This is a genomic window from Microbacterium galbum, from assembly GCF_032464915.1.
Classification (GTDB): domain Bacteria; phylum Actinomycetota; class Actinomycetes; order Actinomycetales; family Microbacteriaceae; genus Microbacterium; species Microbacterium galbum.
On sequence record NZ_JAWDIS010000001.1, the window covers coordinates 947,516 to 971,086 of the forward strand.

A 23,571-nucleotide genomic window follows, 5' to 3' on the forward strand; every position below is an offset into this window, starting at 1 on the left:
CCCCTCCGGCGCGGTCTCGACGGGACGCGCATAGAATCCCTGAGTGACCGCCCCCCTCCTGTACGTCTGCGCGCGCCCTCAGCGGGTCGCGGCGGTGGCGGAGTGGGCGTCGTTCCGCGACGGGCTGGGGGTGCGCGACGACGAGCTCGTGCACCATGACCTCGTGCGCGAGCCGCTCCCGGCCGACCTCGACCGGTTCGCCGCGGTCGTCGTGGGAGGCAGCCCGTTCAACGTCACCGACCCCGACAAGACCGACGTGCAGCGCCGCCTCGAGAGTGATCTCGAGCGATTGGCCGCCGCCGCGATCGAGGGCCGGACGAGCGCGCTGTTCACGTGCTTCGGGATCGGCGTCGTCACGCGCTTCCTCGGCGGCGAAGTGACCCTCGGCCATCCCGAGGGCACGGGCCCCGCCGACATCTCGCTCACCGACGCGGGCCGCGCCGACGAGCTGTTCGGCATCCTGGAACCGCATTTCGAGGCCCTGACCGCGCACAAGGAGGGCACCGCGAGCGTGCCGCCGGGGGCGACGCTGCTGGCCGAGAACGCGGCCTGTCCGGTGCAGGCCTACCGGGCGGGGCGCGCGCTGTGGGCGACGCAGTTCCACCCCGAACCGACGACCGAAGCGTTCGTGGAGCGCATGGTCGTGTACCGGGATGCCGGGTACTTCGACGCCGACGCGTTCGACGAGGTGTCGGCGCACGTGCGCACCGCGTCGGTCGAGCAGCCCACCCGGCTTCTGCGCTCGTTCGCCGCTCGCGCCGTCGCCGCCTAGCCGGCGCCGTTCCGCGCCGCAGCGATGGGCCGCGCAGCGACGGGCCGCTCAGCGATGGGCCGCGCAACGGCGGAGCGCGCGACGGCGGGCCGACGCGGCGACACGCTGCGCGGCTCGGCCCGCACGCCGGCGCGGGCGGATGCTGCCGATGTGCAGGGACGACGGCCCGGCGACGTGACGTCGGGGTCGGGAAAGTCAAGCCCGAGGCACGGATTTACCTAGCTTTTCTAGTGTTCTCGGTATGAACGCAACAGCTCAGTGGCGGGGCGCAGACCTCGCGCGCCAGATCGTCGTCCTCTCCGCGGTGTCGTTCATGCTCATCGCGGCCGTCATCGGAGCCGGCGCCTTCGGCAATTCCGCCGTCGAAGACCAGCAGGGCGGCGCCCTCGACACCGACGGGTCGTACCTCGCGCCGGCGGGACCCGCCTTCTCGATCTGGTCGATCATCTACCTCGGTCTCATCGTCTACGCGATCTGGCAGGCCCTCCCCCGCCAGCGCACGAACCCGCGCCAGCGCGCCCTGGGCTGGCTCATCGCGCTCACCATGACGCTGAACGGACTCTGGCTGGTCGCCGCCCGCTTCGGAACGCTGTTCCTCACCGTCGTCGTGATCATCCTGCTCCTCGCCGCTCTCGGCTGGACCTTCCGCGTCGCCGTCGCCACCCGCGAGCCGCGCGGCGGCGTGGTCGACTCCGTGCTCATCGACGGCGTCACGGGCCTGCACCTCGGATGGGTGACCCTCGCGACCGTGGCCAACACCGCCGCGTGGCTCACCACCGTCGTCCCGCCGTCGTGGGAAGAGGGAGCGGATGTCATCGGCATCGCGGTGCTGATCGTCGTGGCGCTCATCGGACTCGCGATCGCCTGGCGCAGCTCGTGGCGCGTCGCTCCGGCGCTCGCCCTCGCCTGGGGCCTCAGCTGGCTGGCCGTGGAGCGCTTCGGCGGACAGCCCCAGAGCGCACCGATCGGGGTGACCGCGATCATCGTGGCCGTCGTCGTGCTGGTGCCCCCCGCGATCGTGAGCACACTGCGCTTGATCCGCCCGAACGTCGACTGACCGGGCACGAGCGCGCGAGGGCGTGCGGGGCGCCCGATCCGCTGCCGCGTCGACGGCCTGGGCGAACGGGGCTCCGGCGGAGCCACGACGCCTAACCCCTCGGCATCCGCCGCACAAGAGCATCGGATGCCACGGCGACCGGTGGTCTGATCGGTGCGTGGACTCGTTGCCCTTCGCCCTTCTCGTCGTCATCTTCGTCGCCGCCGCCGCGGTGGTGTGGGTCGCCGGCATCCAGCTCTCGAAGGCGACCGACGTTCTGGACGCGCGGCTGCATCTGGGCAGCGCCCTGGGCGGGCTCATCGTGCTCGCGGTGGCGACCAACCTGCCCGAGATCGCCATCACCGTGTCGGCCGCGATGTCGGGCAACCTCGAGGTCGCCGTCGGCAACATCCTCGGCGGGATCGCCCTGCAGACCGTCGTCCTCGTCATCCTCGACGCCTTCGGCAAACGCGGTCGTGGCGTCAAGCCGCTCACCTACCGTGCGGCCTCGCTCACGTTGGTGCTGGAAGGGCTGGTCGTGGTGGCGGTCCTTGCGGTCGTCATCGCCGGCAGCCAGTTGCCCGACAGCCTGGAGGTGCTGCGGCTGACGCCCGACGTGGTCCTCATCGCCGCGCTGTGGATCATCGGGCTGGTGCTCGTGCAGCGGGCCGGAAAGCACCTGCCGTGGCACGAGGACGGCCGCGCCCCCGACGCGAGCCCGAAGCCCGCGCCCGCGAAGAAGAAGATGAGCACCAAGAAGGCCGCGACGGTCTTCTCGGTCTCCGCGCTCGCCACGCTCGTCGCCGGTGTCGTCCTGGAACGCGCCGGTGACGCGGCCTCCTCCCAGATCGGTCTGTCGGGCGTACTGTTCGGTGCGACGGTGCTGGCCCTGGCGACATCCCTGCCCGAGATCTCGACCGGCCTGCAGGCCATCCGTCAGGGCGACGACAGCCTCGCCATCAGCGACATCTTCGGCGGCAACGCCTTCCTGCCCGTGCTGTTCCTGCTGGCCACGGTGATCTCGGGATCGGCGGTGCTCCCGCGCGCGAACGGCGCCGACATCTACCTGACCGCGCTCGCGGCTCTCCTGACGCTCGTGTACGTCGTCGGCCTGATCTTCCGTCCGCAGCGACGGATCATCGGAATGGGCGTCGACTCGTTCGTCGTGCTCGTGCTCTACGCCGTGGGCGTCGGCGGGCTGTTCGCGATCTCCGCCTGAGCCGCAGCCATCACGATCGCGACCCGATCACGCGGAGAGCTCGACGACCACCGCCTGCTGGGGGTTCTGGACGGGCGGCCGCAGGCCCGCGACGGCCAGCTGCCGCCCGGTGAGCACGGTGTCGTGGTGGGCCCAGGGCAGCGGAGACTGCGCCGGCTCCTGCACGAGCCCACCCGGGGTGACGAGCCGCACCCGGTACGGGCGGTCGGGGTCGAGCCCGGGCAGGCGCACGCGGCCCGCCGGGGAGGCGATGAGCGTCTCGGTCTGCGCGATCGTGAAGAAGGCGTGGTCGCGCTCGGGAGACACCACGCCTCGGACGTCGAGCCCGGGGTCGGTCGTGTCGACGTTCACCAGGCGCCCGGTCGCCACGAGCGGCCGCACCCGACGGGCGAGCGCCACCCACTCGGCCACGAGCGCCCGGTCGTCGCCGGAGAGGGCCGTGAGATCCCATTCGATGCCGAAATGGCCGAACAGGGCCACGGCGCCGCTGAACGCGAGCGACACGGTGCGCCCCGTCGAATGCACGTGCGGGGTGGTCAGGTGCATGCCCATCATCTCGGGCGGAACCACGAGCGCGGTGTGACGCTGCGTCTCGAGCCGCTCGACCGGGTCGAGGCAGTCGCTCGTCCAGATGCGGTCGGTGCGGTCCAGGATGCCGAGATCCACCCGCGCTCCCCCCGAGGCGCAGCTCTCGATCTCGAGTCCGGGGAACGCGGCCTTGAGCTCGTCGATGAGGCGGTACACGGCGAGCGTGTGGGCGTGCACGGCCGAGCCTCCGCCGGGCCCGGTCGCGGCATCCACGAGGTCGCGGTTGTGATCCCACTTCACGTACGCGATCGGGTAGGCCCGCAGGACCGCCGTCATGCGCTCGAGCAGGTAGGCGTAGGCGTCGGGGCGGGCGAGGTTCAGCACCTGCTGCTGGCGGGCGGAGGGCGGCAGCTCGTCGCGCCCGCGCAGGATCCATTCGGGGTGCGCGCGGGCGACGTCGCTGTCGGGGTTGACCATCTCGGGTTCGAACCACAGACCGAACTCCATGCCCCGGTCGATCACGTGATCGGCCAGCGGGCTCAGACCGTCGGGCCACACGCCTTCGTCGACGAACCAGTCGCCCAGGCCCGCGGTGTCGTCGCGGCGGTGGCGGAACCACCCGTCGTCGAGCACGTAGCGCTCCACGCCGATCTCGGCGGCGACGTCGGCGAGCTCGAGCAGCTTCGGCAGACGATGGTCGAAGTACACCGCCTCCCAGGTGTTCAGGGTGATCGGGCGCGGGCGTCGCGGGTGCTGCGGACGCGCGCGCCACGTGGCGTGGAAGCGCGACGCGAGCTGATCGAGCCCCTCGCCCCACGAGCCGTACACGATCGGCGACGACACCTCGGCGCCGGGGGCGACGACGATCTCGCCCCACGCGAGCAGTTCGCCTCCCGCGAGCAGCGCCTCGCCGAGCGGCAGCCGCTCGGCGAACACGCGCTGATCGCCGCTCCACCCCACGTGGATGCCGTGCACGAGCCCGCTCTCGAACCCGAAGCCCGGCCGTCCGACGGCCAGGAGCAGCGTGGCGTCCGCACCCGGTCGCCCCCGACGACTCTCGCGCAGGTGCGTGCCGAAGGTGAAGGCATGACGCTGCGCCGAGCGCTCGCGCAGATGACGCCCGGTCGTGTCGAAGATCTCGGTCGCCTCCCACGGCACCGGGAAGGTCGGCTGCAGCGCCTGCACGACGAGGTCGTCGGCGCCGTCGTTGACCAGCGTGAGCCGCTGCGTGAACACTCCCGCGGCGTCCACCCGCAGCTCCGCGCGAAGGCGCAGGGAGCGCTGCGCGTCGACGAGATGCAGCGTCACGGCGTCGACGGTCGGATCGACGGATGCCAGGGAGAAGACCGTTCCCTGCACCACGCCGCCGCGCCCTCCCACGAACCCGGGGGCGCCGGGCCACCCGGCCGCCGCGGTCGGCACGATCGCGAGGCGGGGCGTCTGGTCGATGCCACCCGAGACGCGCTGCGGCTGCGCGGCGACGACCAGCGACGACAGGGCCTCCGCGCCGAGCTCGCCGAGGTCGGCGCCCCAGTGGATGATCGCGGGCGCCGGGTGCGCGGTGAGGTCGACGACGACGCTCGTCCCGCCGTTGCGGAGATGAACGGCGGTCTCGGCGGCGGTGACGGGATGCGACATGGCATTATTTTTATCACGGAAGTTATTCGCGCTTGATCGACGAGGAGGCCGCCATGCTCACCGACAGCGAAGCCGCCGTCGCGCGCGAGGTGCTCATCCACGGGCCGCTCTCTCGCAGCGCCCTCGCGACGCGCCTGCACCTGTCACCGGCGAGCCTGACCCGTCTCACGCGTCCGCTGCTCGACGCGGGGCTGCTCGTCGAGCGCGACGACGACGGCGGCGGTCCGGGATCGGTCGGCCGCCCATCGCGTCCTCTCGACCTCTCCCCCACCGCCGGGACCTTCGTGGGAGTGAAGCTGACCGGTGAGCGTCTGTACCTGGTCACCACCGACATGCGCGCCCAGGTGATCGCCGCGCACGAGAGCGCCCTCGCCGACACCTCCCCCGACGCGGTCGCCACGACGATCGCGGGCCTCGTGGAGGCCGTGAGCGGGGTACGCGGCGTCGGCGTCGCACTCGGGGGGCACGTGCAGGGCGGTGTCGCCCTGGACGCCCCGTTCCTCGAGTGGCGGAACGTGCCGTTCGCCGAGATGCTCGCCGAGCGGCTCGGAATCCCGGTCGCGCTCGAGAACGACGTCGTAGCCCTCACCGACGCCGAGCGCTGGTTCGGCGTCGGACGGGGCATCCCCGGATTCGCCGTCGTGACGATCGGCGCCGGTGTCGGTCTCGGCCTCGTCGTGGAGGGGCGCACCGTCCGCTCCCCCGACGCGGCCCACGGCACCGTCGGTCACCTCCCCCTCCTCGCCGACGGCCCCACCTGCCCGCAGGGACATCGCGGCTGCGCCGACGCCCTGCTGACCACCGGCGCGCTGACCGCGCGGGTGTCGCGGGACCTCGGACGCACGGGGGGCGCGGACGACGTGTTCTCGCTCGCCCGCGACGGGGAACCGACGGCCCGGGCCGCGATCGACGACGCCGGCGAGGCCCTCGGCATCCTGTGCGCTCTGGCCGCGAACCTGTCGCTGCAGGCCGACATCGTGCTCGCCGGCGAGGCGACCGCGATCGTCGACCTCGCGCGGGACCGCGTCGACGAGGCCCTCGCGCGCGTCCGTCCCGGCGGCTCGACACCGGTGCGGGTGCACGTCGACCGTGCCGGCTTCTCGGCGTGGGCGCGGGGAGCCGCAGCCGTGGCGATCCAGGCCGAGATGGGGCGCATCCCGCAGACACGCTGACGGCCCCGTCCGGCGCGGGACGGGGCCGTCAGCGAGACGTCAGAGCACCGGCCCCACGATCGCACTCGCCCCCGCCGGCACGCTCAGCGCAGTGCCGTCGAGCACCACGCCCTCCGCGGTGGCGAGCAGCACGCGCGCACCGGAGGCGACGGATGCCGAGGCTTCGGCATCCGAGAGGTTGACCACGACCACGAGGTCACGGCGACGCAGCTCGTACACGCGTCCGCCCTCGGCCTCGCGGGCCGCCGCCGACAACCCGTCGCGAGACGGGTCGGTCAGCTCAGGGCGCTCGCGCCGGAGCTTCGCCAGCTCCCGGTAGAGACCGAGCAGCTGCGCATGATCGCCCTCGCCGACCTCGTCCCAGTCGAGCTTCGAGTTCTCGAAGGTCGACGGGTCCTGCGGGTCGGGGACGGTGGACTCGTCCCAGCCCATCTTCGCGAACTCGGCGATGCGCCCCTCGGCGGTGGCCTTCCCGAGCTCGGGCTCAGGGTGCGAGGTGAAGAACTGCCAGGGCGTGGTGGCGCCCCACTCCTCCCCCATGAAGAGCATCGGCGTCCCGGGAGCGGTGAGCGTCAGCACGGCTGCCGCGGCGAGGTGGTCGTAGTCGAGGGACTGCGAGAGGCGGTCGCCCGCGGCGCGGTTGCCGATCTGGTCGTGGTCCTGGGCGAAGGTCACCAGGCGCCAGTTCGGCACGTCCTCCGGGATCGGTTTGCCGTGCTTCTCCTCACGGAACGACGAGTACGTGCCGTCGTGGAAGAAGCCGCCCTCGCTCACCTTGCGGAACGCATCCAGATCGGCGAAGTCCTCGTAGTAGCCGATCGTCTCGCCGGTGAGGGCGACGTGCGCGGTGTGGTGCCAGTCGTCCGACCACTGCGCGGTGAGCCCGTACCCGCCCGCCTCGCGAGGCAGGATGAGCTTCGGGTCGTTCATGTCGCTCTCGGCGATGGTCGTGAGCGGGATGCCGCGGTGCGCCGACAGGGCGTCGGTGCGCTCCGCGATCTCCTGCAGCACGTGCGGGTCGCGGTGGTCGAGCAGCGCGTGCACAGCATCCAGGCGAAGCCCGTCGACGTGGTAGTCGCTCATCCACATCAGGGCGTTCTCGACGATGTAGGCGCGCACGGCATCCTCGTCGAGGTTGACCGAGTCGCCCCACGTGTTGCGGCTGCCCTCGCGGAGGTACTCGCCGAACTCCGGCAGGTAGTTGCCCGAGGGTCCGAGGTGGTTGTAGACGACGTCCTGGATGACGGCCAGGCCCGCGGCGTGCGCCGTGTCGACGAAGCGCTGGTAGGCCTCGGGTCCGCCGTACGCCTCGTGCACCGTGTACCAGAGCACGCCGTCGTAGCCCCAGTTCCACGTGCCGTTGAAGCCGTTCACCGGCAGCAGCTCCACGTGGGTGACGCCGAGGTCAACGAGGTGGTCGAGGCGCCCGATCGCGGCATCCAGGGTCCCCTCGGGCGTGAAGGTGCCGAGGTGCAGCTCGTAGATCAGCCCGCCCGCGAGCTGCTTCCCCGTCCAGGCGTCGTCGTTCCACGCGTAGACGGACGGGTCGAACCACGCCGATGCCTCGTGCACGCCGCCGGGCTGGCGCCGCGACCGCGGATCGGGACGCAGGTCGTCGCCGTCGCCGAGGACGAAGCCGTAGCGCTCGCCGTCGGCGAGGTCAATCGGCGCGGTCCACCAGCCGTCCGATGCCGACGTCATCTCGATGTCCTCCACGACGGTGTCGCCGCTGTCGTCCAGCCGGCGCAGCCGCACCCGCGTGCTCTTGGGTGCCCAAACGTCGATGCTCATGAGATGTCCTTACGCGTGAGGTGCCAGAAATTGTCGCTGCGGGAGCGCGTGAGGCGACGAATCTCGGCGCCTCACGCGCTCGCGTCAGAAGATCAGCAGGGCGACCGGGAGGAACGCCAGCAGGTCGGCGAGGGGGGTCGGGCCACCGGCGAACGAGCGACCGGTCAGCACGTCGACGACCGGCACGTCCGGCAGCAGCACGACCGTGTCGCGCCACCCTCCCGCGGCCTGCAGCCCGTGGGGCAGGCGCGTCGCGACGGTGAAGACGCCGCCGCGATCGAACGCCACGACGTGATCGGATGCCACCCCGGCAGCCTCCAGCGGACGGTAGATCTCCAGCGGGTGCTCCCGACGCAGCCGCAGCGCGCGCGAGGTGACGAGCAGCTTCGCCGCCCCCATGGCATCCACGAGCGGGGGGCGGGCCCCCGGGGCGTCGATCTCGGCGAGCATCCGACGCCGCTCGGCGAAGTCGACAGCACGACGGTTGTCGGGGTCGACGAGCGACTGCTCCCACAGCTCCGAGCCCTGGTAGACGTCGGGGACGCCGGGGCCCATGATCTGCAGCAGCTTCGCCGAGAGACCGTTCGACCAGCCTGCGGGCGAGATCTCGTCGACGAAGGCGCGGACGCGCTCGGCGGCGGGACCGGTGGCCGCGTCGACGACCGCGTGCATGCGCTCCTCGAAAGCCTCGTCCTGCTCCCACCATCCGGTGACCTCGCTCGCCTCGCGTGCCGCCTTCTCGGCGTAGGCGTGCAGGCGTTCGCGGTAGATCTTCAGCCCCTCAGGAGTGGATGCCGAGGCCGGCCAGGCACCGATGATGGCCTGCCACAGCAGCGCGTCGAAGGGGCCGTGCCCGGTGGAGGCGATACCCCGGAACTCCGCCAGCACCTCGGCCCAGCGCTCCGGGATCTCCGCGAGCACCGCGATGCGGGCGCGCGTGTCCTCGCCGCGCTTGGTGTCGTGCGTGGACAGGGTCGTCATGGCGGTGGGCCATGACGCGTGCCGCAGCGCCTGCGCGGTGTGGAAGCCCGCGACGCCGAGCGAGAACTCGCCGGGGTCGCCGCCCACCTCGGTCAGCGAGCCCAGCCGCGTGTAGCGGTAGAACGCCGTGTCCTCGACGCCCTTGGCCATGACGGGCCCGGTCGTCTGCTGGAATCGCCACGCGACCTCGAGGCTCGTGTCGGCGAGCACCGGGACGAGCTTCTCGATCACGTCGCCGAGCTCCGGCCGGCGCACCTCGGCCTCGCCCGCGGCGGCGTCGAGGTGCGCACGACCGGCGGGAAGGTAGGAGCGGTAGACGGGGAAGCACGCGAGGATCTCGGCGAGGGCGTCCTGGAGGACGTCGGCCTCGAACTCCTCGCGGAGGGCCGTCGGGAGGCCGCGCACGAGCCGGCGGATCTCCGAGACCTGTATCGAATCGGCGATCTTGCGCTTGGTGTCGTGAATCAGGTCGTGCCAGCCGGTGAGCGGCGCGAGGTCGCTGTCGGCGCGCAGGCGCGCATCGAGGCCGTCGAGCGCCGCCTCGCCCGCGGGGTCGGTGAGCACGCGGTCGATCTCGGCGAGGGCGTCGTAGCCGGTCGTGCCGGCGGTCTTCCACCAGGAGGGAAGCGCCTCGCCGTGCTCGAGGATCTTCTCGCCCAGCACGTAGCCGACCTCGCCGTCACCGGCCTCCTCGAGCGCGACCGCGAGCCGGTCGAGGTAGCCGCCCGGGTCGACGAGACCGTCGGGGTGGTCGACCCGCAGGCCGTCGGCGAGCCCCTCGCGCACCCAGCGGAGGATCTCGACGTGCGTGGCGTCGAACACCTCGGGCACCTCGACGCGCACACCCGCGAGGGTCGTGACGGCGAAGAAGCGCCGATAGTTGAGGTCGTCCGCCTCGTCCTGCCAGAACCGCAGCTCGAAGTTCTGGGCGTCGAGGAGGGCTTCGATCGCGTCGCGCGAGCCCGAGGCCGCGGCATCCGTCCCCGTTCCCGGCGCGACCGGGAAAGCGTGGTCGTAGTAGCGGATCAGACCGTCGGGTGCGTCGTCGGCGGGCGCCGGGTCGTACGAGATCTCATCGACCACCGCGTCCAGGTGATCGCCGAGCACCGGCACGCGCACCTTGCCGCCGCCGAAGTCCCAGTCGATGTCGAACGCGTCCGCGTGCGTCGACGCGCGGCCCTGGCGCAGCACGTCCCACCACCACGCGTTGCTGCGCGGCTCCGAGACGCCCATGTGATTGGGCACGATGTCGATCAGGATGCCGAGCTCGTCGGCGCGCGCGGAACGCACGAAACGGTCGAGACCCTCCGCACCCCCGCGCGCGGGATCGACGCGCGAAACATCGACGACGTCGTAGCCGTGGTCGGAGCCGGGCGTGGCTTCGAGGATCGGCGACAGGTACGCCCACGAGACCCCGAGGTCACGGAGGTATCCCGTGACCTCGGCGGCGTCGTCGAGGGTGAACGATTCGCGGATCTGCAGGCGGTAGGTCGAGAGCGGAGTCCGCATGTCGCTCACAGCTCCGGCTTGGGCGCCTGGCCGGGCAGGTCGTCGGTGCCGACCACCGGGATCTGCGCCGTGAGCGAGGCAGCGACCGAGTGGTCGACCTCGGGCTCGGGCAGGTGGTGCTCGCGCAGCACGATGAGCGACTTCGGCTCGAGCGGCAGCGTCTCGCCGGGCCCGAGCGGCTCGGTGTTCGCCCGCTCCCCCGCGGTGTCGACGTACGCGTCCCACTTGGGGGCGTAGTCGAAGTCGGGGAGCTGGAAGTCGACCTTGTCGTCGCCGGCGTTGAACAGCACGAGAAAGTGGTCGTCGCTGATCGACTCGCCGCGGCGGTCGCGCTCGCGGATGCCCTGGCCGTTGAGGAAGACGCCCACGGCGAGACCGAAGCCGTTGTCCCAGTCCTCCGGCTGCATGAGCGAGCCGTCGGGGCGCAGCCAGACCACGTCGGGAACCGGCGCACCCTCCTCCATCTTCACGGGGCGGCCGTCGAAGAACCGGCTGCGGCGGAAGGTGGGGTGCTGCTTGCGCAGGCGGGCGAGGGCAGCCGTGAACTCGATGAGCGGGGCGTCGATGTTCGACCAGTCCACCCACGTGATCTCGTTGTCCTGGGCGTAGCCGTTGTTGTTGCCGCCCTGCGTGCGGCCGAGCTCATCGCCGTGCAGCAGCATCGGCACGCCCTGGCTGAGCAGAAGCGTCGCGATGAAGTTGCGCTGCTGCTGCGCCCGACGCTTCAGCACCTCGGGGTCGTCGGTGGGACCCTCGACGCCCATGTTGCTGGAGCGGTTGTGCGATTCGCCGTCGTTGTTGTCCTCGCCGTTGGCGTCGTTGTGCTTGTCGTTGTACGACACGAGGTCGCGCAGCGTGAAGCCGTCGTGAGCGGTGACGAAGTTGATGGATGCCACCGGGAACCGGCCCGAGTGCTCGTAGAGGTCGGCCGAACCGGTCAGGCGCGAGGCGAATTCACCCAGGGCCTGCGGCTCACCGCGCCAGAAGTCGCGCACCGTGTCGCGGTACTTGCCGTTCCACTCGGTCCACTGGGGCGGGAAGTTGCCGACCTGGTAGCCCCCGGGGCCGACGTCCCACGGCTCGGCGATGAGCTTGACCTGCGAGACGATCGGATCCTGCTGCACGAGCTCGAAGAACGCCGCGAGGCGGTCGACCTCGTAGAACTCGCGCGCGAGGGTGGAGGCGAGGTCGAAGCGGAAGCCGTCGACGTGCATCTCGAGCACCCAGTAGCGCAGCGAGTCCATGATCAGCTGCAGCGTGTGGGGGTTGCCCACATTCATGCTGTTGCCGGTGCCGGTGTAGTCGGTGTAGTAGCGCTTGTCGTCGTCTTCGAGGCGGTAGTAGGCCTCGTTGTCGATGCCGCGCATCGACAGCGTCGGGCCCATGTGGTTGCCCTCGGCCGTGTGGTTGTAGACCACGTCGAGGATGACCTCGATGCCGGCCGCGTGCAGCGCCTTGACCATGGCCTTGAACTCCTGCACCTGCTGACCGTGGTCGCCGGTGGAGGAGTAGGTGTTCTGGGGGGCGAGGAACGCGATGGTGTTGTAGCCCCAGTAGTTCGACAGCCCCTTCTCCTCGAGCGTGGAGTCGTTGACGAACTGGTGCACCGGCATGAGCTCGATCGCCGTGACGCCGAGCTTCCTGAGATGGTCGATGACGGCCGGGTGCGCGATGCCGGCATAGGTGCCGCGCAGCTCCTCGGGGACGTCGGGGTGCAGCTGGGTGAGGCCCTTCACGTGCGCCTCGTAGATGAAGCTCTCGGCGTAGGGGATCTTCGGCTGGCGGTCGCCCGACCAGTCGAAGAACGGGTTCACGACCACGCCCTTCATCATGTGCGGGGCGGAGTCCTCGTCGTTGAACGAGTCGGGGTCGCCGAACTCGTAGCTGAAGACCGCCTGGCCCCAGTCGACCTGTCCCTCGACGGCCTTCGCGTACGGGTCGAGCAGGAGCTTCGCGGGGTTGAAGCGCTTGCCGTTCGCCGGGTCGTACTCGCCGTGGACGCGATAGCCGTATCGCTGCCCGGGGAGGATGTTGGGGAGGTAGGCGTGCCAGACGAACGCGTCGACGTCGATCAGCTCGAAGCACGTCTCCGTTCCGTCCTCATCGAAGAGGCAGAGCTCTACCTTCTCTGCCCCCTCACTGAACAGGGCGAAATTCGTCCCGTTACCGTCGTAAGTGGCCCCGAGGGGATAACTGGATCCTGGCCATACCTGCTGCACGTCGCTCACGATAGACCAGCGTCGTTTCCGCGAACGGGCGGGGTCACGGCTGTTGACACCCGGGGCGCCCCCGACTATGCGCGCGGGTCTTTGTGCACGGGGGATCTCACGCGCGCTCGGGCGGATGCCGCAGCAGCTCGACGCGCTCGTCGAGGTACCTCGCCAGCGGCATCCAGCCGCCCGCGACGCTCCACCGCACGAGCGGCTCTCCCTCTCGCACCGCGAGCGGCCGCGAGGCCGCCTCGAGCCGGGTCGGATCCACCGCATGCCACCCGATGTGCACCGTCTCGCCCTCGGGAACACCGCCCCGAGCGGCGGCGGCGGCGAGCTCGGCGCGGCGCCGTTGCGACTCCGCCGCGAAACCACGACGCACCTCGGCGCGGGCTCGGACGATGTCGCCGGTCGCGAGCACCTCGTCATCGGTCACGAGCAGCACCCCGAGGTGCCACGCCGTTCCACGCGGCACGATGCGGGGAGCACGCCGGATGCCGAGCAGCCGCCGCCCCTCCTGCAGCTCGCCGATCCGCTCGCGCGGGGCGTCGACGAGACGGGCCCGGGCGGCATCGAACAGGGTCGCGGCGTCGATCATGCGTCCGCTCCCGCGTCTCGCGCGGCCTCCGCGCGTTCGCGTGCGCGCGCCGCGTCGCGGGCGGCCACCGCGGCGTCGCGCTGCGTCTTCTCGTGTTCGGCCACCGTCCCCTCGGCCTCTGTCGCCTCAGCCTCGGCACGGCGCAGGTCGGCGCGGAGCCCGTCGACCCGCTCGCGCAGTCGATCTGCACGCTCACGGGCCGTGGCGAGACGCTTGTCGGCCGCGGCCTTCTCGCGTTCGGCGTCCGCCTGCGCGCGCTCCGCTTCGCGCACCGCGCGCTCCGCGGCCTTGCGCGCGCGACGCGCCGCCAGGTCGTCGGGCGGAGCGGGGGCAGGGGCGGCGGCGGGGACCGAGCCCGCCACAGCGGCGCCCAGGGCGGAGGCGTCGAGATCGGCCAGGTCGATCGCGGCGACGAGTCTGCCGGTGAGCACCACCGCCGCCACGGTCGCATCGACCACCGCGGCGTTGACGGTCTTCTCGACCGCGTCCGTGACGGCCGCACTGAGCGGGGTGCCCGCCTCGGCCGCCAGGTCGGCCGCGCGGCGCGCGAGGGCGGCGACGAGCTGGCGGCGCTGGCGCCCCAGACGCGCCAGCTCCGCGGCGTCCAGGTCGTCCTGGGCCTCGTGCAGCGCGCGCGACAGCTCCACGGCCTCCCCCAGCTGCCCGTCGACGACGAGGAGGTTCACGGCCCACGCCGCCACCGTCGGCTTCCGCAGCTTCGCGATACCGCGCCCGAGGGCACCGCCCGCGGCGGCAGCGCGTTCGTTCCGGGCGGCGGTGAACCGTGCGGGAGGCAGGGCGAGCAGCTCGGCGGCGGCTTCGTCCAGGCGGGCGGCGTCGTCGCTCATCCCCTCATTGTCGTCGCCCTCGGCCGCCTCGACCACCTGCTGATCAGAGCGAGACGACGCCCGGGCGCGGACCGCGGATCTCACGGTGCAGACGTTCCATCCGGGTGTCGAGCTCGGCGGCCGTGTCGGCGGCGTTCTTCAACTCGGCCAGCAGGTCCGCCGGCACGAGACGGTCGTACTTGTAGTAGATCTTGTGCTCGAGGCTCGCCCAGAAGTCCATCGCGATGGTGCGGAACTGCACCTCGACCGGGACGTCGACCCGCCCCGTCGAGAGATACACCGGCACCTCGACGATGACGTGCAGGCTCTTGTACCCGTTCGCCTTCGGCTCGGCGATGTAGTCCTTGACGTCGCGGACGGTGATGTCGTCCTGCCGGGTGAGCAGATCGGAGAGCCGGTAGGCGTCGTCGATGAAGCTGCAGGTGACCCGGATGCCGGCGATGTCGGTGATGGCGGAGCGGATGGAGTCGAAGTCGGCGTCGATGCCCTTCCGCCGCACCTTGTCGACCAGGCTGTCCGGCGACTTGACCCGGCTCGAGACGTGCTCGATGGGGTTGTAGGCGTGCATCTCCTGGAACTCTTCGCGCAGGATCGAGATCTTGGTCTCGACCTCCGCGAGCCCGAAACGGTACTCCATGAGGAAACGCTGGAACTCGTCGCGAAGAGCCCGCAACGCCGCCCCGGAAACGGTGATCTGCTGATCGTCCAGCGGGTCCGACATGCCTCCGACGGTAGCCGCGGCGGCTACGAGGTCGCTGGGAGCATCATGCGGGCGGAGCTGCGCGCGGCGGCTCCGTCGCGCGCGGAACCAGTTCACCGTCCACGACGTCGATGCCGATCAGTCCGCGGAAGACCTCTGGCAGGTCGTCGGGGTCGCCCGCCGGTTCGGGATGCCGAGGGGTGGGGGGATGTGTCACGGCGCCTCCTTCCGTGCAGTGCCTCCACTGTGACAGGCCCTCGGGACGCGAGTGGTGGTCTTGACACCCGTCGATGGCGGGCGTATCCGCGCGGCCCCTGGCGTATCGTGAGGGCATGGGGACCATCCACTACGGCGGAAGCGGCACCACGGTGCACATCGAGGACCGCGCTCTGGCCCACCTGAAAGTCGTGATCTCGACGAAGCTCCGCCGCGGCGAGAGCTTCACGCTCTCGTGGCGGCACCGCGACGACGAGGAGCGCGGTCGCAGCACGCTGTGGCTGCACCCGGCGATCCCCCTGCGGTTCGTCTTCGACGATGCCGAACCCACGACCCTCAGCAGGGAATGGATCGAGCGGCTCGCCGACTCGGCGAACTCCTCGGGCGGCATCATGCTCGTCCCCGAGGACGTCGCTCCCGCGCAGGACGCCGAGAAGCGCTAGAGGTCAGCCCTCTTCGACGTGGGCGTCCTCGCTCGGCTCCGGCGTGATGGCCAGGCCGTTGGGGCCGGATGCCGCGAGCATGAGGTCTTCGACCCACACGCGGTTGATGCGCGGCTGACGGCTGCCGTAGAAGTGGAACTGGATCGGCACCGACGGGTGCATCCAGAAGCTGCGGCGACCGCTGCCGTCGCCGACCTCGACATCGAACATGAACGACTCGGAGCGGCGCAGCTTGTTCATCACCACGATGCGAAGGTGCGCCAGCGTGCGGTCATCGATGTCGACGGCGTTCGCGACGGTGTCGTAGATGAATCGGCCCATGCGGAAAATCCTAGTCGAGGAACGCAGCTTCGTCCGGGAACCGCGATCCGGCCGGTCGGGTGCCACGCGCACCGCCCGTGGGGCAACCCCCGGGAGCCGTCGGTCTCTCGGCGAGTAGCGTTCGGGTGTGGGAACGCTGTACTACGGCGACGTTGCGACGCCGATCGAGATCGAGGACCGCGCCCTCGCGCACGTCAAGGTGGTCATCGCGACCAAGCTGCGTCGTGGCGAGAGCTTCACCCTGTCGTGGACGCACGGCCCCGGACAGGAGGTGGGGCGCAGCACCGTCTGGCTGCACCCGTCGATTCCGCTGCGGTTCGTGTTCGACGAGCCCGAGCCCGCCCTCCTCAGCCGCGCCTGGATCGAGGCCCTCGCGACGTCCGCGAACTCCTCCGGCGGTCTGCTGCTCGTTCCGGAACCGGATCAGCCCGGAGCCTGAGCCGGCCGCAGCGCCCGCGTACGCCCTCGCGTGCCGTCCGGTTCAGGCCGGCGGCTGACCGAGGATCTCGCGAGCTCCCTCTTCGACGGCGGCGGGAACGACCAGCGGCCGACCTGCCGAGAACGCCTCCCACTCGCGGAGGACGATCGCCTCGATGCGGGCGGGATCTTCGCCGGGATAGTCTTCGCGCAGACGCGAGAGGACGCCGCGGAACGAGGCGACCTGCACGCCGTCGACCGACGGCAGGGCATCGGACGCACGAGCGGTCTCGGTCACATCCACCGCCTTGTCATCCATGACTTCATGGTTTCACGGCTCCGCCGGGGCGCCTAATGCTACGGAGGAAGGAAGGTCGCCTACCTTCTTAGCGCCCGTGCGACCGGCATCCGCTCACTGCGCGGCGTCCACCGTCACGGGGTGGGGGTCGACCTGATCGACCGCATCCTGCAGACGACCGAGACACGCGACGACGGCCGAGCTCTCCTCGGGCGTCATGTCGACGACGGCCGCCATCATGCGGGAGTGCATCGACCCGAGGGTGGCGCGCACCTCCTCGTCGCTCGCCGCGGTGGCCACGATGAAGATGCTGCGACGGTCGGTGGGGTGCGGCACGCGCGTGACATGGCCGGTCTTCTCGAGACGGTCGACGATCGCGGTGGTCGAAGCCGTGGAGACGCCGAGGTAGCGCGTGAGCTCGCTGGGCGAGACCTGGCGGTCCTGCCCGGCCGCCTTGAGCAGGTATCGCAGAACGAGGAGCTCGTTCTCGCCCATCGACATCGATTCGCGCGTGCGACGCCGCATCGCGACCTCGGCCGCACGGTAAACGCGGAAGGCCTGCAGGACGTCGACGGCGCGGCGGCGGCGATCTTCTTCGCTCGCGCCGTACCAGTAACGCGACGACTCGGACCCGTTTTCCACCAGGGCAGCTTACGTCAGGGGAGCTCGTCCAGCCCCCTGCCGGTGCGCGTGGTGCACAGGTACGATGGTAAGTAGATCAGCTATCTACTCGACACACGCGTAGATCGACATCGGAGACTCTAGCGCAGCGAGACACGGGGGGGAGGCGAAATGAGTGGCACGGCGAGCACGGACGACGTGGTGAAGGCCCTCAACGACCTCACCGACTCGGGCATCGCCTCCGAGCGTGCGGCTCTGTCCACGTTGGGGATCGGCCCGAACGACGCGAAGGTGCTGCGCTTCCTGCTGCAGCGGCTGCCCGACGACGAGCCGGTCACGCCGCGGATGCTCGCCGCCATGCTGGGGATCTCCTCGGCGGCGACCACGGCGCTCATCGACCGCCTGGCCGAAGCCGGGTGGGTCGAGCGCGAGCCCTACCCCGGCGACCGACGGTCCATCGTCGTGCGCGAGACGATCGCCGATTCCTCCCCCGCCCGCCGCATCCTGTCGGTACGGCGCGCGTCGGCCACCGCGGCCGCGGCGAAGCTCGGGCCCGCGGAGCGCCGCATCGTCGCCGACTTCCTCGACGACATCGCGCGGGGCGAGCGAGCGGACACGGACGCCATGGCCGCGGACGACGAAGCGTCCCGCACGGCCTGATCGGCACGTACGGGACGCTCGGCGACGCCGGTCACTCGGTGGCGCGACCGGTCTCGTTCTGCAGGCGGTCGATCTGCTCCGAGGCCTCGGCCTTCGTGAGGTCGGCCGGGATCTCCTCGCCTGCCTCGCGAGCGAGGGTGTCGAGGTAGCTGCGCTGGGGAGCGGTCATCGGCTCATCACCGGTGACCCAGTCGGACGGGTCCTTCTCGGCGGGGTTCTCACCCTCGCGGACGGCACCCAGGGTCTCTTCTTCGCGGGAGGTATCGCTCATTCCGGCAGGCTAGGCGGCGGAGTCCGGCACACCCCCCGGGATTGACAGGTCGCCCCACCGGGTGCGGCATCCTTGAAGGATGGCCTCCGACCACCGTTCGATCGACGTGCAGGTCGAGTCGTACCGTTCCTCCCGTGCCCGCACGCGCATCACGCGCCTGTCGACCGGCGCGACCGAGGGGCGCTCCTTCGTGCTGATCGCGGGCATCGGGGTGGCGTCGACCTACTTCGAATTCCTCGCGCCGCTACTGGCCGAGAGGGGCGAGGTCTACGCCCTCGACCTCCCCGGGTTCGCCGGGGTGCCGGCATCCGGTGCACAGCCCACCGCCTCCTTCTTCGCCGACCAGGTGGAGGGCGTGCTCGACCACTACGGCCTGACCGACCCCGTGCTCATCGGGCATTCGATGGGGACGCAGGTCGTGACGGAGGTGCTCTCGCGCCGGCCCGAGTTGTCACACGCGGTGCTCGTGAGCCCGGTCGTCGACGAGGAGGAGTCGGGAGCCGTGGTGCAGGCGGTGCGCTTCGTGCAGTCGACCGCCCGCGAATCCCTGCACGTCGCACTGCTCGCGGTCTCGGCGTACCTGCTGTGCGGCCTGGTCTACTTCCTCGAGACGCTCCCTTACATGCTGCGGTACCGCATCTCCGACCGCATCGGGGCGGGTCACGCGAAGCTGCTGCTGCTGCGCGGCGAGTTCGACCGCCCCTCGCCACGGCGACTGCACTCGCGCCTGGTCACGCGCGCCCGCGATGCGCGACGGTGGGAGATCGAGGGGGCGGCGCACTGCGTCGTCAACAGCCACGCGGTGGGGGTCGCCCGGCTCGTGCTGCGCCACATCGACGACGACCTCCCCCGGAAGGGGCGGATGCCGGCGGCAGAGGCCGCGGTCCCGCCGGCGCAGCACGCCGACGTGCGCATGGTGCTCGGGGCCGTGGGCAGCCGGCTCGCGGAGTGGTTCAGCGCGGCGCGCGACGACGACGACGGGGTGGAGAAGGCGAAGGCCCGGCACGCGCACGTGCTGTGGAACGCGTACCGTCCCGGGCGCTGACGTACCTCGACTGCTCCGGCGCGGCAACCCCCGCGACGACCGGGCGCCCGACGTTCAGCATGGGAACGTGCCGACTCGCCCCCGCACTCCGCGCCCATGACCGTTCCCCCCGCCCTCGATCCCCGTCGCTGGTGGGCCGACGCCGTCTCCGCCGATCGGCTGCTGCTGGCGGCCAAGACCGCTGTGGCCGCCGCCCTCGCCTGGTACCTCGCGCCGTTCGTCCCCTTCGCCCAGAGCGAGTACTCGTACTACGCTCCACTCGGTGTGCTCGTGAGCATGTACCCCACGGTCGCGCGCTCGGCGTCCAGCGGCGTCCAGGCGCTGGTGGGACTCGCCCTCGGTATCGGGTTGGGACTCGGATCGCTCGCGGTGGTGGGAACGGGCCTCCCCCGCATCGTCGCGGTCGCGGTCGTGATCCTGATCGGCGTGCTGCTGGCCGGGGTGCGTGCCCTCGGCGTCGGCCGCGACTGGGTGGCGATCGCGGCGCTGTTCGTGCTGCTCCTGGGCGGCGCGGACCCCGACGGCTATTCGTCGTCGTACCTCATGACGATGGCCTTCGGCGTGCTGGTGGGCGTGGTGGTGAACCTCGTCGTCGTGCCTCCGCTGCGCGTCGGGCGGGCCGACGATCGTCTGACGCGGCTGCGCGATGCGCTGGGCGCCGCCCTGGACCGCATGGCGGACGCTTTGGCCGGTCACGCCTTCGACCCCGAGGCCGCGGAGGCCGCGACGGAGGGGCTCATGGCGACGCTGGCCGACGTGCGCGAGGAGGTGGAGCTGGCCGACGAGAGCCGTCGGTACAACCCCCGCGGGCGCCGCCTCCACGCGCCTCGCGACCTCGGCCGACGACGTCTAGACGCGCTGACCGGCACCGCGGACGCGACCCGCGAGCTCGTCGCCGCCCTCACCCGGCTCACGGCGGGACCCGACGCCGACACGCGTCTCCCCGACGACGCGCGCCGCACCCTCGCCGCGGCCGTTCGCGCGGTGTCGCGCCTGGTGACCACACCGCCCGAGCCGGAGGGCACCGCCGCGCAGCTCCACGAGGCCGACACCGCGCTCACCGCCTACACGCAGCGCCTTCGACGGCTGGATGCCGATGACGAGCCTCTCGACGGGTGGGAGGCCGCCGTGGCGCTGCGCCGGGTCATCGCGGCGTGCGGGCCGTTCTCCGACCCGGATGCCGACACCGGGGCGCGCTGATCCGAGCGATTGCGATCAGCGCGCGATCATCGCCGCCGCGTCGAGGGCCCGTTCGAGGGCCGCGGCGGTCGCGATCCGCGCCGCCACCGGAACGGCCGCGAGGAACCCTCCGACGAAGGTGTCGCCGAGACCGATGGTGGTGGGGTGCGGGGTGTCGACCTCGAACGCGGCGACCCCGGCGGCGGACAGAACCCGCTCCGCCTCCGCGACGACCGCCGCTCCCCCGGCGTGACGGGGCAGACGCGCCGTCTCGTCGAGGTCGGCCGCGGTGCAGGCGTCGCCGAGGCGGTAGCGCGTCGCCGCCGTGCGCACCGCGCTCTCGAGCCCGGGCCGGTGGGCCACGGCGCGGGGCCCCACCGCGATCGCCCAGTACTTCGTGTGCACGACGAGCGCGCGGGCCGGGATGAGGGCGTGGGCCTCGGCGAGCGCCGCGACGACGTCGTCGGGGGAGAGGAGGTCGACGGGCCGGGCGAGGTACTCCTGGAGCTCGTCCTCGTTCATCCCGTAGACGTCGATGCGGTCGATCAGGCGCGCGCGAACGACCGCCGACAGGTCGCGCTGATAGAACCCCGCGTCCTCGTAGTACACGAGGGCGTCCGCGGGAAGACGCCGCATCGCCGCGACGAGGTCGTCGAGCCGGCGCGCCAGCAGGTCGGCATCCTGCATCGTGTTGAAGCCCGAGACGAGGAACGCGGCGGCGTCGGTGAGGGCGTCTGCGAGCTCGGCGGCGATCGCCATCTCGCGGTTCGGGGCGTCATTGGCGAAGATGAGGCGGTTCGACGAGGGAGCGGTCACCTCCGCGTCGACCAGGCGCACGGTGGTCCCCTCGGGGTACTGCACGATGAGGTGCGGATCGAGCGTGTCGCGCGTGGCCGAGGACACCACCCGCATCGACCGCGGGAGCAGCCTACGCACGTTGTCGTCGATGCTCACGAGGTGCTGCACGGTCGGGACGCCGATGCGGTCGAGGGCGATCCCCGCCCGTACTCCGGTCCCGCCGAGGGTGATCTCGACGTCGAAGTGCGCCGCGAATCGCTCCACGATGTCGGAGGAGAGGACGAAGCGCTCGCCTCCCCCGCCCGTGGCGAGGAAGGCGAGCACCGTCACGACGAGCGCCCGCTCGTCGATGATCGGCGTCGTGGTGGTCAGCTCGTCGGAACGGATGCCGTACCCCTCCGCGAGTGCGGACAGGACGGCGGCATCCCACCGGATCTCGTAGTCGACGGTTCCGCCGAGCCCGAGCACGAGGTCTTCTGCCATGGCGCCGATCATCCTCCGATCAGTACAGGTCGGCCTTGCCGGCGGCGCCGAACAGGTCGATCTTCTCGGCCGCCGTCACCTTCATCGCCGCGATCGGCTCGGGCTGGATGGCGTTGGGCTCACGCAGACGACGGTCGGTGCCGAGCACCTCGCGCATGCGGTCGTGGTACGCGACCTTGATGTCGCTGGAGATGTTGATCTTGTTGATGCCGAGCGACACGGCGCGGGCGAGTTCGGCATCCGGGTTGCTGGAGCCGCCGTGCAGCACGAGCGGGATGCCGACGGCCGCCTTGATCTGCTCGAGCAGGTCGTGGCGCAGCTCGGGGTTCTTGTCGGAGGGGTAGAGCCCGTGCGAGGTGCCGATGGCGATCGCGAGGCTGTCGACGCCCGTCTGCTCGACGAAGCGCACGGCGTCGTCGACGTTGGTGTAGATGATCTCGGCCGCACCCGACTCGCCGTAGCTGTCGTTCGCCCCGATCGTGCCGAGCTCGCCCTCGACCTGCACGCCGACCGCGTGCGCGGCCTCGACGACCTTGCGGGTCAGGGCGACGTTCTGCTCGAAGGGCTCGAGCGAGGCGTCGATCATGACCGAGGTGAACCCGGCCTGGATCGCGGTGATGATCTGCTCGTAGGTTCCGCCGTGGTCCCAGTGGATGGCCACGGGCACGCTCGACCGGTGGGCGCGGGCGTGCATGGCGGGGATGAGGTCGGTCGTGATGTGCGACACCTCGTCGGGGTGGATGGCGATGATGACCGGAGCGTTCTTCTCCTCGCTGATGTCCATGATCCCGGTGAACATCGCCCAGTCGCTGATGTTGAAGGCCGGGATGGCGAAGCTGTGGGCGTTCGCCACGTCGAGGATGGACTTGCCGGTGTAGAGCACGGATTTCTCCTTGTTCGGGGTGGTTGGTCGGGATCAGCTCTTCACCGAGCCGGCCGTGAGGCCGCTGATGAAGAAGCGTTGGAAGAAGAGGAAGAGCACCAGCACCGGGATCGAGCCGAGGATGCTCATCGCCATGATCTGGTTCCACTCGTAGGAGTGCTGGCCCATGAGCAGCTGGATGCCGATCGGCACCGTGCGCATGTCGATCGTCCGCGTGAGGGTCAGGGCGAAGAGGAACTCGTTCCACGCGATCATGAACGTGTAGATGCCGACCGACACGATCCCGGGGATCGAGATCGGCACGAGCACGCGCCACAGGGCCGTGAAGGAGCCGGCGCCGTCGACGCGGACGGCCTCGTCGAGTTCCTTCGGCAGGGTGTTGAAATACCCGGTCATCATGATGATCGCGTAGGGCAGCGTGAACACCATGTAGGTGAAGATCAGCCCGGGGTAGGTGTTGTACAGCCCCAGCCCGACCATGAGACCGAAGTACGGGATCAGCAGTGTGATGGGCGGCACCGCCTGCACGCTGACGATGATGACGTTGACGATGCGCTTGCCGCGGAACTCGAAGCGGCTGAAGGCGTAGGCGGCTTGGATGGCCACGAGGAGCGTCAGGATCGTGACCGCTCCCGCCACGACATAGCTGTTGATGAAGAACCGCACGGTCTCGGGGTTGGTGAAGATCGACACGTACGCGTCGAACGAGAAGGTGTCGGTGATCAGACGCGGCGGCAGCTCGAAGATCTGCGTGTTCGATTTGAACGAGCTCGACAGCATCCACAGCACGGGACCGGCGGCGAAGACGGCGCCGAGGATGAGACCGACCATGACCGCGGTCTTGGCGAGGCGTCGTCGGGCGGCGGTGCTCGACGGGCGCCGGCGTGCCGGTGCGGTCGACACGCGCGGGCGCGCGGGGGTGGTCAGGGCCATG

The 23,571-nt window shown here is 70.9% G+C and carries 24 protein-coding genes; 9 read left to right on the forward strand and 15 right to left on the reverse strand.

Going from position 1 to position 23,571, the window contains the following annotated elements; all coding sequences use genetic code 11:
• Positions 1 to 43 precede the first annotated feature (43 nt).
• From RWH45_RS04505 to RWH45_RS04515, 3 genes are all read left to right on the forward strand, one after another.
• Positions 44 to 772: a glutamine amidotransferase-related protein gene (locus RWH45_RS04505; RefSeq protein WP_315993694.1), complete on the forward strand. Its 729-nt coding sequence runs from the start codon at positions 44 to 46 to the stop codon at positions 770 to 772.
• Positions 773 to 1,013: 241 nt separating this feature from the next.
• Positions 1,014 to 1,829 (forward strand): TspO/MBR family protein, encoded by an 816-nt coding sequence (locus tag RWH45_RS04510; protein WP_315993695.1) that lies wholly within the window; start codon positions 1,014 to 1,016, stop codon positions 1,827 to 1,829.
• Between the two features lie 157 nt (positions 1,830 to 1,986).
• Positions 1,987 to 3,027: a sodium:calcium antiporter gene (locus tag RWH45_RS04515; RefSeq protein WP_315993696.1), complete on the forward strand. Its 1,041-nt coding sequence runs from the start codon at positions 1,987 to 1,989 to the stop codon at positions 3,025 to 3,027.
• Positions 3,028 to 3,054: 27 nt separating this feature from the next.
• Here RWH45_RS04515 and RWH45_RS04520 read toward each other — a convergent pair whose 3' ends face one another.
• Positions 3,055 to 5,193, reverse strand: coding sequence for an alpha-galactosidase (locus RWH45_RS04520; protein WP_315993697.1), 2,139 nt, complete (start codon positions 5,191 to 5,193; stop codon positions 3,055 to 3,057).
• Positions 5,194 to 5,246: 53 nt separating this feature from the next.
• Between RWH45_RS04520 and RWH45_RS04525 the strand changes: the two genes are divergently transcribed.
• Positions 5,247 to 6,365 (forward strand): ROK family protein, encoded by a 1,119-nt coding sequence (locus RWH45_RS04525; protein ID WP_315993698.1) that lies wholly within the window; start codon positions 5,247 to 5,249, stop codon positions 6,363 to 6,365.
• 39 nt (positions 6,366 to 6,404) lie between these two features.
• Here the strand turns inward: RWH45_RS04525 and treZ are convergent, their stop codons facing one another.
• From treZ to RWH45_RS04560, 7 genes are all read right to left on the reverse strand, one after another.
• Positions 6,405 to 8,156, reverse strand: coding sequence for a malto-oligosyltrehalose trehalohydrolase (gene treZ / locus RWH45_RS04530; RefSeq protein WP_315993699.1), 1,752 nt, complete (start codon positions 8,154 to 8,156; stop codon positions 6,405 to 6,407).
• Between the two features lie 84 nt (positions 8,157 to 8,240).
• Positions 8,241 to 10,646 (reverse strand): malto-oligosyltrehalose synthase, encoded by a 2,406-nt coding sequence (treY, locus tag RWH45_RS04535; RefSeq protein ID WP_315993700.1) that lies wholly within the window; start codon positions 10,644 to 10,646, stop codon positions 8,241 to 8,243.
• Between the two features lie 5 nt (positions 10,647 to 10,651).
• Positions 10,652 to 12,874, reverse strand: a complete 2,223-nt coding sequence (gene glgX / locus RWH45_RS04540) for a glycogen debranching protein GlgX (protein WP_315993701.1) — start codon at positions 12,872 to 12,874, stop codon at positions 10,652 to 10,654.
• 97 nt (positions 12,875 to 12,971) lie between these two features.
• Positions 12,972 to 13,454 carry a glutaminase gene (locus RWH45_RS04545; RefSeq protein WP_315993702.1) on the reverse strand — a complete coding sequence of 161 codons (483 nt, stop codon included), beginning with the start codon at positions 13,452 to 13,454 and terminating at the stop codon, positions 12,972 to 12,974.
• Positions 13,451 to 14,302, reverse strand: a complete 852-nt coding sequence (locus RWH45_RS04550) for a transposase (RefSeq protein WP_315993703.1) — start codon at positions 14,300 to 14,302, stop codon at positions 13,451 to 13,453. Before RWH45_RS04550 ends, RWH45_RS04545 begins: the two co-directional genes overlap by 4 nt.
• Positions 14,303 to 14,345: 43 nt before the next feature.
• Positions 14,346 to 15,023, reverse strand: coding sequence for a GTP pyrophosphokinase (locus tag RWH45_RS04555; RefSeq protein ID WP_315993704.1), 678 nt, complete (start codon positions 15,021 to 15,023; stop codon positions 14,346 to 14,348).
• 43 nt (positions 15,024 to 15,066) lie between these two features.
• Positions 15,067 to 15,219 (reverse strand): hypothetical protein, encoded by a 153-nt coding sequence (locus RWH45_RS04560; RefSeq protein ID WP_315993705.1) that lies wholly within the window; start codon positions 15,217 to 15,219, stop codon positions 15,067 to 15,069.
• A gap of 115 nt (positions 15,220 to 15,334) precedes the next feature.
• Here RWH45_RS04560 and RWH45_RS04565 point away from each other — a divergent pair, with 115 nt between their 5' ends.
• On the forward strand, positions 15,335 to 15,661 hold the full coding sequence (locus RWH45_RS04565; protein WP_315993706.1) for a DUF7882 family protein: 327 nt from the start codon (positions 15,335 to 15,337) through the stop codon (positions 15,659 to 15,661).
• 3 nt (positions 15,662 to 15,664) lie between these two features.
• Here the strand turns inward: RWH45_RS04565 and RWH45_RS04570 are convergent, their stop codons facing one another.
• Positions 15,665 to 15,982 carry a DUF7882 family protein gene (locus RWH45_RS04570; RefSeq protein ID WP_055959437.1) on the reverse strand — a complete coding sequence of 106 codons (318 nt, stop codon included), beginning with the start codon at positions 15,980 to 15,982 and terminating at the stop codon, positions 15,665 to 15,667.
• Positions 15,983 to 16,109: 127 nt separating this feature from the next.
• Here RWH45_RS04570 and RWH45_RS04575 point away from each other — a divergent pair, with 127 nt between their 5' ends.
• A complete protein-coding gene (locus RWH45_RS04575) occupies positions 16,110 to 16,421 on the forward strand; it encodes a DUF7882 family protein (RefSeq protein WP_315993707.1) in 312 nt (103 codons plus the stop codon).
• Positions 16,422 to 16,463: 42 nt separating this feature from the next.
• Here RWH45_RS04575 and RWH45_RS04580 read toward each other — a convergent pair whose 3' ends face one another.
• Entirely contained in the window at positions 16,464 to 16,718 is a 255-nt protein-coding gene (locus RWH45_RS04580) for a hypothetical protein (RefSeq protein ID WP_315993708.1), read from the reverse strand.
• Between the two features lie 93 nt (positions 16,719 to 16,811).
• A complete protein-coding gene (locus RWH45_RS04585; RefSeq protein WP_315993709.1) occupies positions 16,812 to 17,339 on the reverse strand; it encodes a MarR family winged helix-turn-helix transcriptional regulator in 528 nt (175 codons plus the stop codon).
• Positions 17,340 to 17,489: 150 nt separating this feature from the next.
• On the opposite strand from RWH45_RS04585, the gene RWH45_RS04590 reads away from it, so the two are divergent.
• On the forward strand, positions 17,490 to 17,978 hold the full coding sequence (locus RWH45_RS04590) for a MarR family winged helix-turn-helix transcriptional regulator (protein ID WP_315993710.1): 489 nt from the start codon (positions 17,490 to 17,492) through the stop codon (positions 17,976 to 17,978).
• Between the two features lie 31 nt (positions 17,979 to 18,009).
• On the opposite strand, the gene RWH45_RS04595 is transcribed toward RWH45_RS04590, so the two are convergent.
• The gene (locus tag RWH45_RS04595; RefSeq protein ID WP_315993711.1) at positions 18,010 to 18,249 is read right to left on the reverse strand and encodes a DUF3072 domain-containing protein; all 240 of its coding nucleotides are present in this window, start codon (positions 18,247 to 18,249) and stop codon (positions 18,010 to 18,012) included.
• A 79-nt stretch (positions 18,250 to 18,328) separates the two neighbouring features.
• Between RWH45_RS04595 and RWH45_RS04600 the strand changes: the two genes are divergently transcribed.
• Together RWH45_RS04600 and RWH45_RS04605 are read left to right on the forward strand one after the other, a co-directional pair.
• Entirely contained in the window at positions 18,329 to 19,294 is a 966-nt protein-coding gene (locus RWH45_RS04600) for an alpha/beta fold hydrolase (protein ID WP_315993712.1), read from the forward strand.
• Positions 19,295 to 19,390: 96 nt separating this feature from the next.
• Positions 19,391 to 20,494, forward strand: coding sequence for an FUSC family protein (locus RWH45_RS04605; RefSeq protein WP_315993713.1), 1,104 nt, complete (start codon positions 19,391 to 19,393; stop codon positions 20,492 to 20,494).
• Between the two features lie 15 nt (positions 20,495 to 20,509).
• Here the strand turns inward: RWH45_RS04605 and RWH45_RS04610 are convergent, their stop codons facing one another.
• Genes RWH45_RS04610 through RWH45_RS04620 form a run of 3 tightly spaced genes read right to left on the reverse strand, consistent with a single transcriptional unit; the run spans position 20,510 to position 23,570 of the window.
• Positions 20,510 to 21,754: an ADP-dependent glucokinase/phosphofructokinase gene (locus tag RWH45_RS04610; RefSeq protein WP_315993714.1), complete on the reverse strand. Its 1,245-nt coding sequence runs from the start codon at positions 21,752 to 21,754 to the stop codon at positions 20,510 to 20,512.
• A 19-nt stretch (positions 21,755 to 21,773) separates the two neighbouring features.
• Positions 21,774 to 22,637: a ketose-bisphosphate aldolase gene (locus tag RWH45_RS04615; RefSeq protein ID WP_076673539.1), complete on the reverse strand. Its 864-nt coding sequence runs from the start codon at positions 22,635 to 22,637 to the stop codon at positions 21,774 to 21,776.
• A 33-nt stretch (positions 22,638 to 22,670) separates the two neighbouring features.
• Positions 22,671 to 23,570, reverse strand: coding sequence for a carbohydrate ABC transporter permease (locus RWH45_RS04620; RefSeq protein ID WP_315993715.1), 900 nt, complete (start codon positions 23,568 to 23,570; stop codon positions 22,671 to 22,673).
• Position 23,571: the final 1 nt, after the last annotated feature.

Excerpts from the sequence above, each read along its gene's own strand:
- RWH45_RS04510 (WP_315993695.1), top strand. The coding sequence starts at position 1,014 with ATGAACGCAACAGCTCAGTGGCGGGGCGCAGACCTCGCGCGCCAGATC.
- RWH45_RS04520 (WP_315993697.1), bottom strand. The coding sequence starts at position 5,193 with ATGTCGCATCCCGTCACCGCCGCCGAGACCGCCGTTCATCTCCGCAAC.
- RWH45_RS04525 (WP_315993698.1), top strand. The coding sequence starts at position 5,247 with ATGCTCACCGACAGCGAAGCCGCCGTCGCGCGCGAGGTGCTCATCCAC.
- treZ (WP_315993699.1), bottom strand. The coding sequence starts at position 8,156 with ATGAGCATCGACGTTTGGGCACCCAAGAGCACGCGGGTGCGGCTGCGC.
- treY (WP_315993700.1), bottom strand. The coding sequence starts at position 10,646 with ATGCGGACTCCGCTCTCGACCTACCGCCTGCAGATCCGCGAATCGTTC.
- RWH45_RS04545 (WP_315993702.1), bottom strand. The coding sequence starts at position 13,454 with ATGATCGACGCCGCGACCCTGTTCGATGCCGCCCGGGCCCGTCTCGTC.
- RWH45_RS04550 (WP_315993703.1), bottom strand. The coding sequence starts at position 14,302 with ATGAGCGACGACGCCGCCCGCCTGGACGAAGCCGCCGCCGAGCTGCTC.
- RWH45_RS04555 (WP_315993704.1), bottom strand. The coding sequence starts at position 15,023 with ATGTCGGACCCGCTGGACGATCAGCAGATCACCGTTTCCGGGGCGGCG.
- RWH45_RS04565 (WP_315993706.1), top strand. The coding sequence starts at position 15,335 with ATGGGGACCATCCACTACGGCGGAAGCGGCACCACGGTGCACATCGAG.
- RWH45_RS04570 (WP_055959437.1), bottom strand. The coding sequence starts at position 15,982 with ATGGGCCGATTCATCTACGACACCGTCGCGAACGCCGTCGACATCGAT.
- RWH45_RS04580 (WP_315993708.1), bottom strand. The coding sequence starts at position 16,718 with ATGGATGACAAGGCGGTGGATGTGACCGAGACCGCTCGTGCGTCCGAT.
- RWH45_RS04590 (WP_315993710.1), top strand. The coding sequence starts at position 17,490 with ATGAGTGGCACGGCGAGCACGGACGACGTGGTGAAGGCCCTCAACGAC.
- RWH45_RS04595 (WP_315993711.1), bottom strand. The coding sequence starts at position 18,249 with ATGAGCGATACCTCCCGCGAAGAAGAGACCCTGGGTGCCGTCCGCGAG.
- RWH45_RS04600 (WP_315993712.1), top strand. The coding sequence starts at position 18,329 with ATGGCCTCCGACCACCGTTCGATCGACGTGCAGGTCGAGTCGTACCGT.
- RWH45_RS04605 (WP_315993713.1), top strand. The coding sequence starts at position 19,391 with ATGACCGTTCCCCCCGCCCTCGATCCCCGTCGCTGGTGGGCCGACGCC.
- RWH45_RS04610 (WP_315993714.1), bottom strand. The coding sequence starts at position 21,754 with ATGGCAGAAGACCTCGTGCTCGGGCTCGGCGGAACCGTCGACTACGAG.
- RWH45_RS04620 (WP_315993715.1), bottom strand. The coding sequence starts at position 23,570 with ATGGCCCTGACCACCCCCGCGCGCCCGCGCGTGTCGACCGCACCGGCA.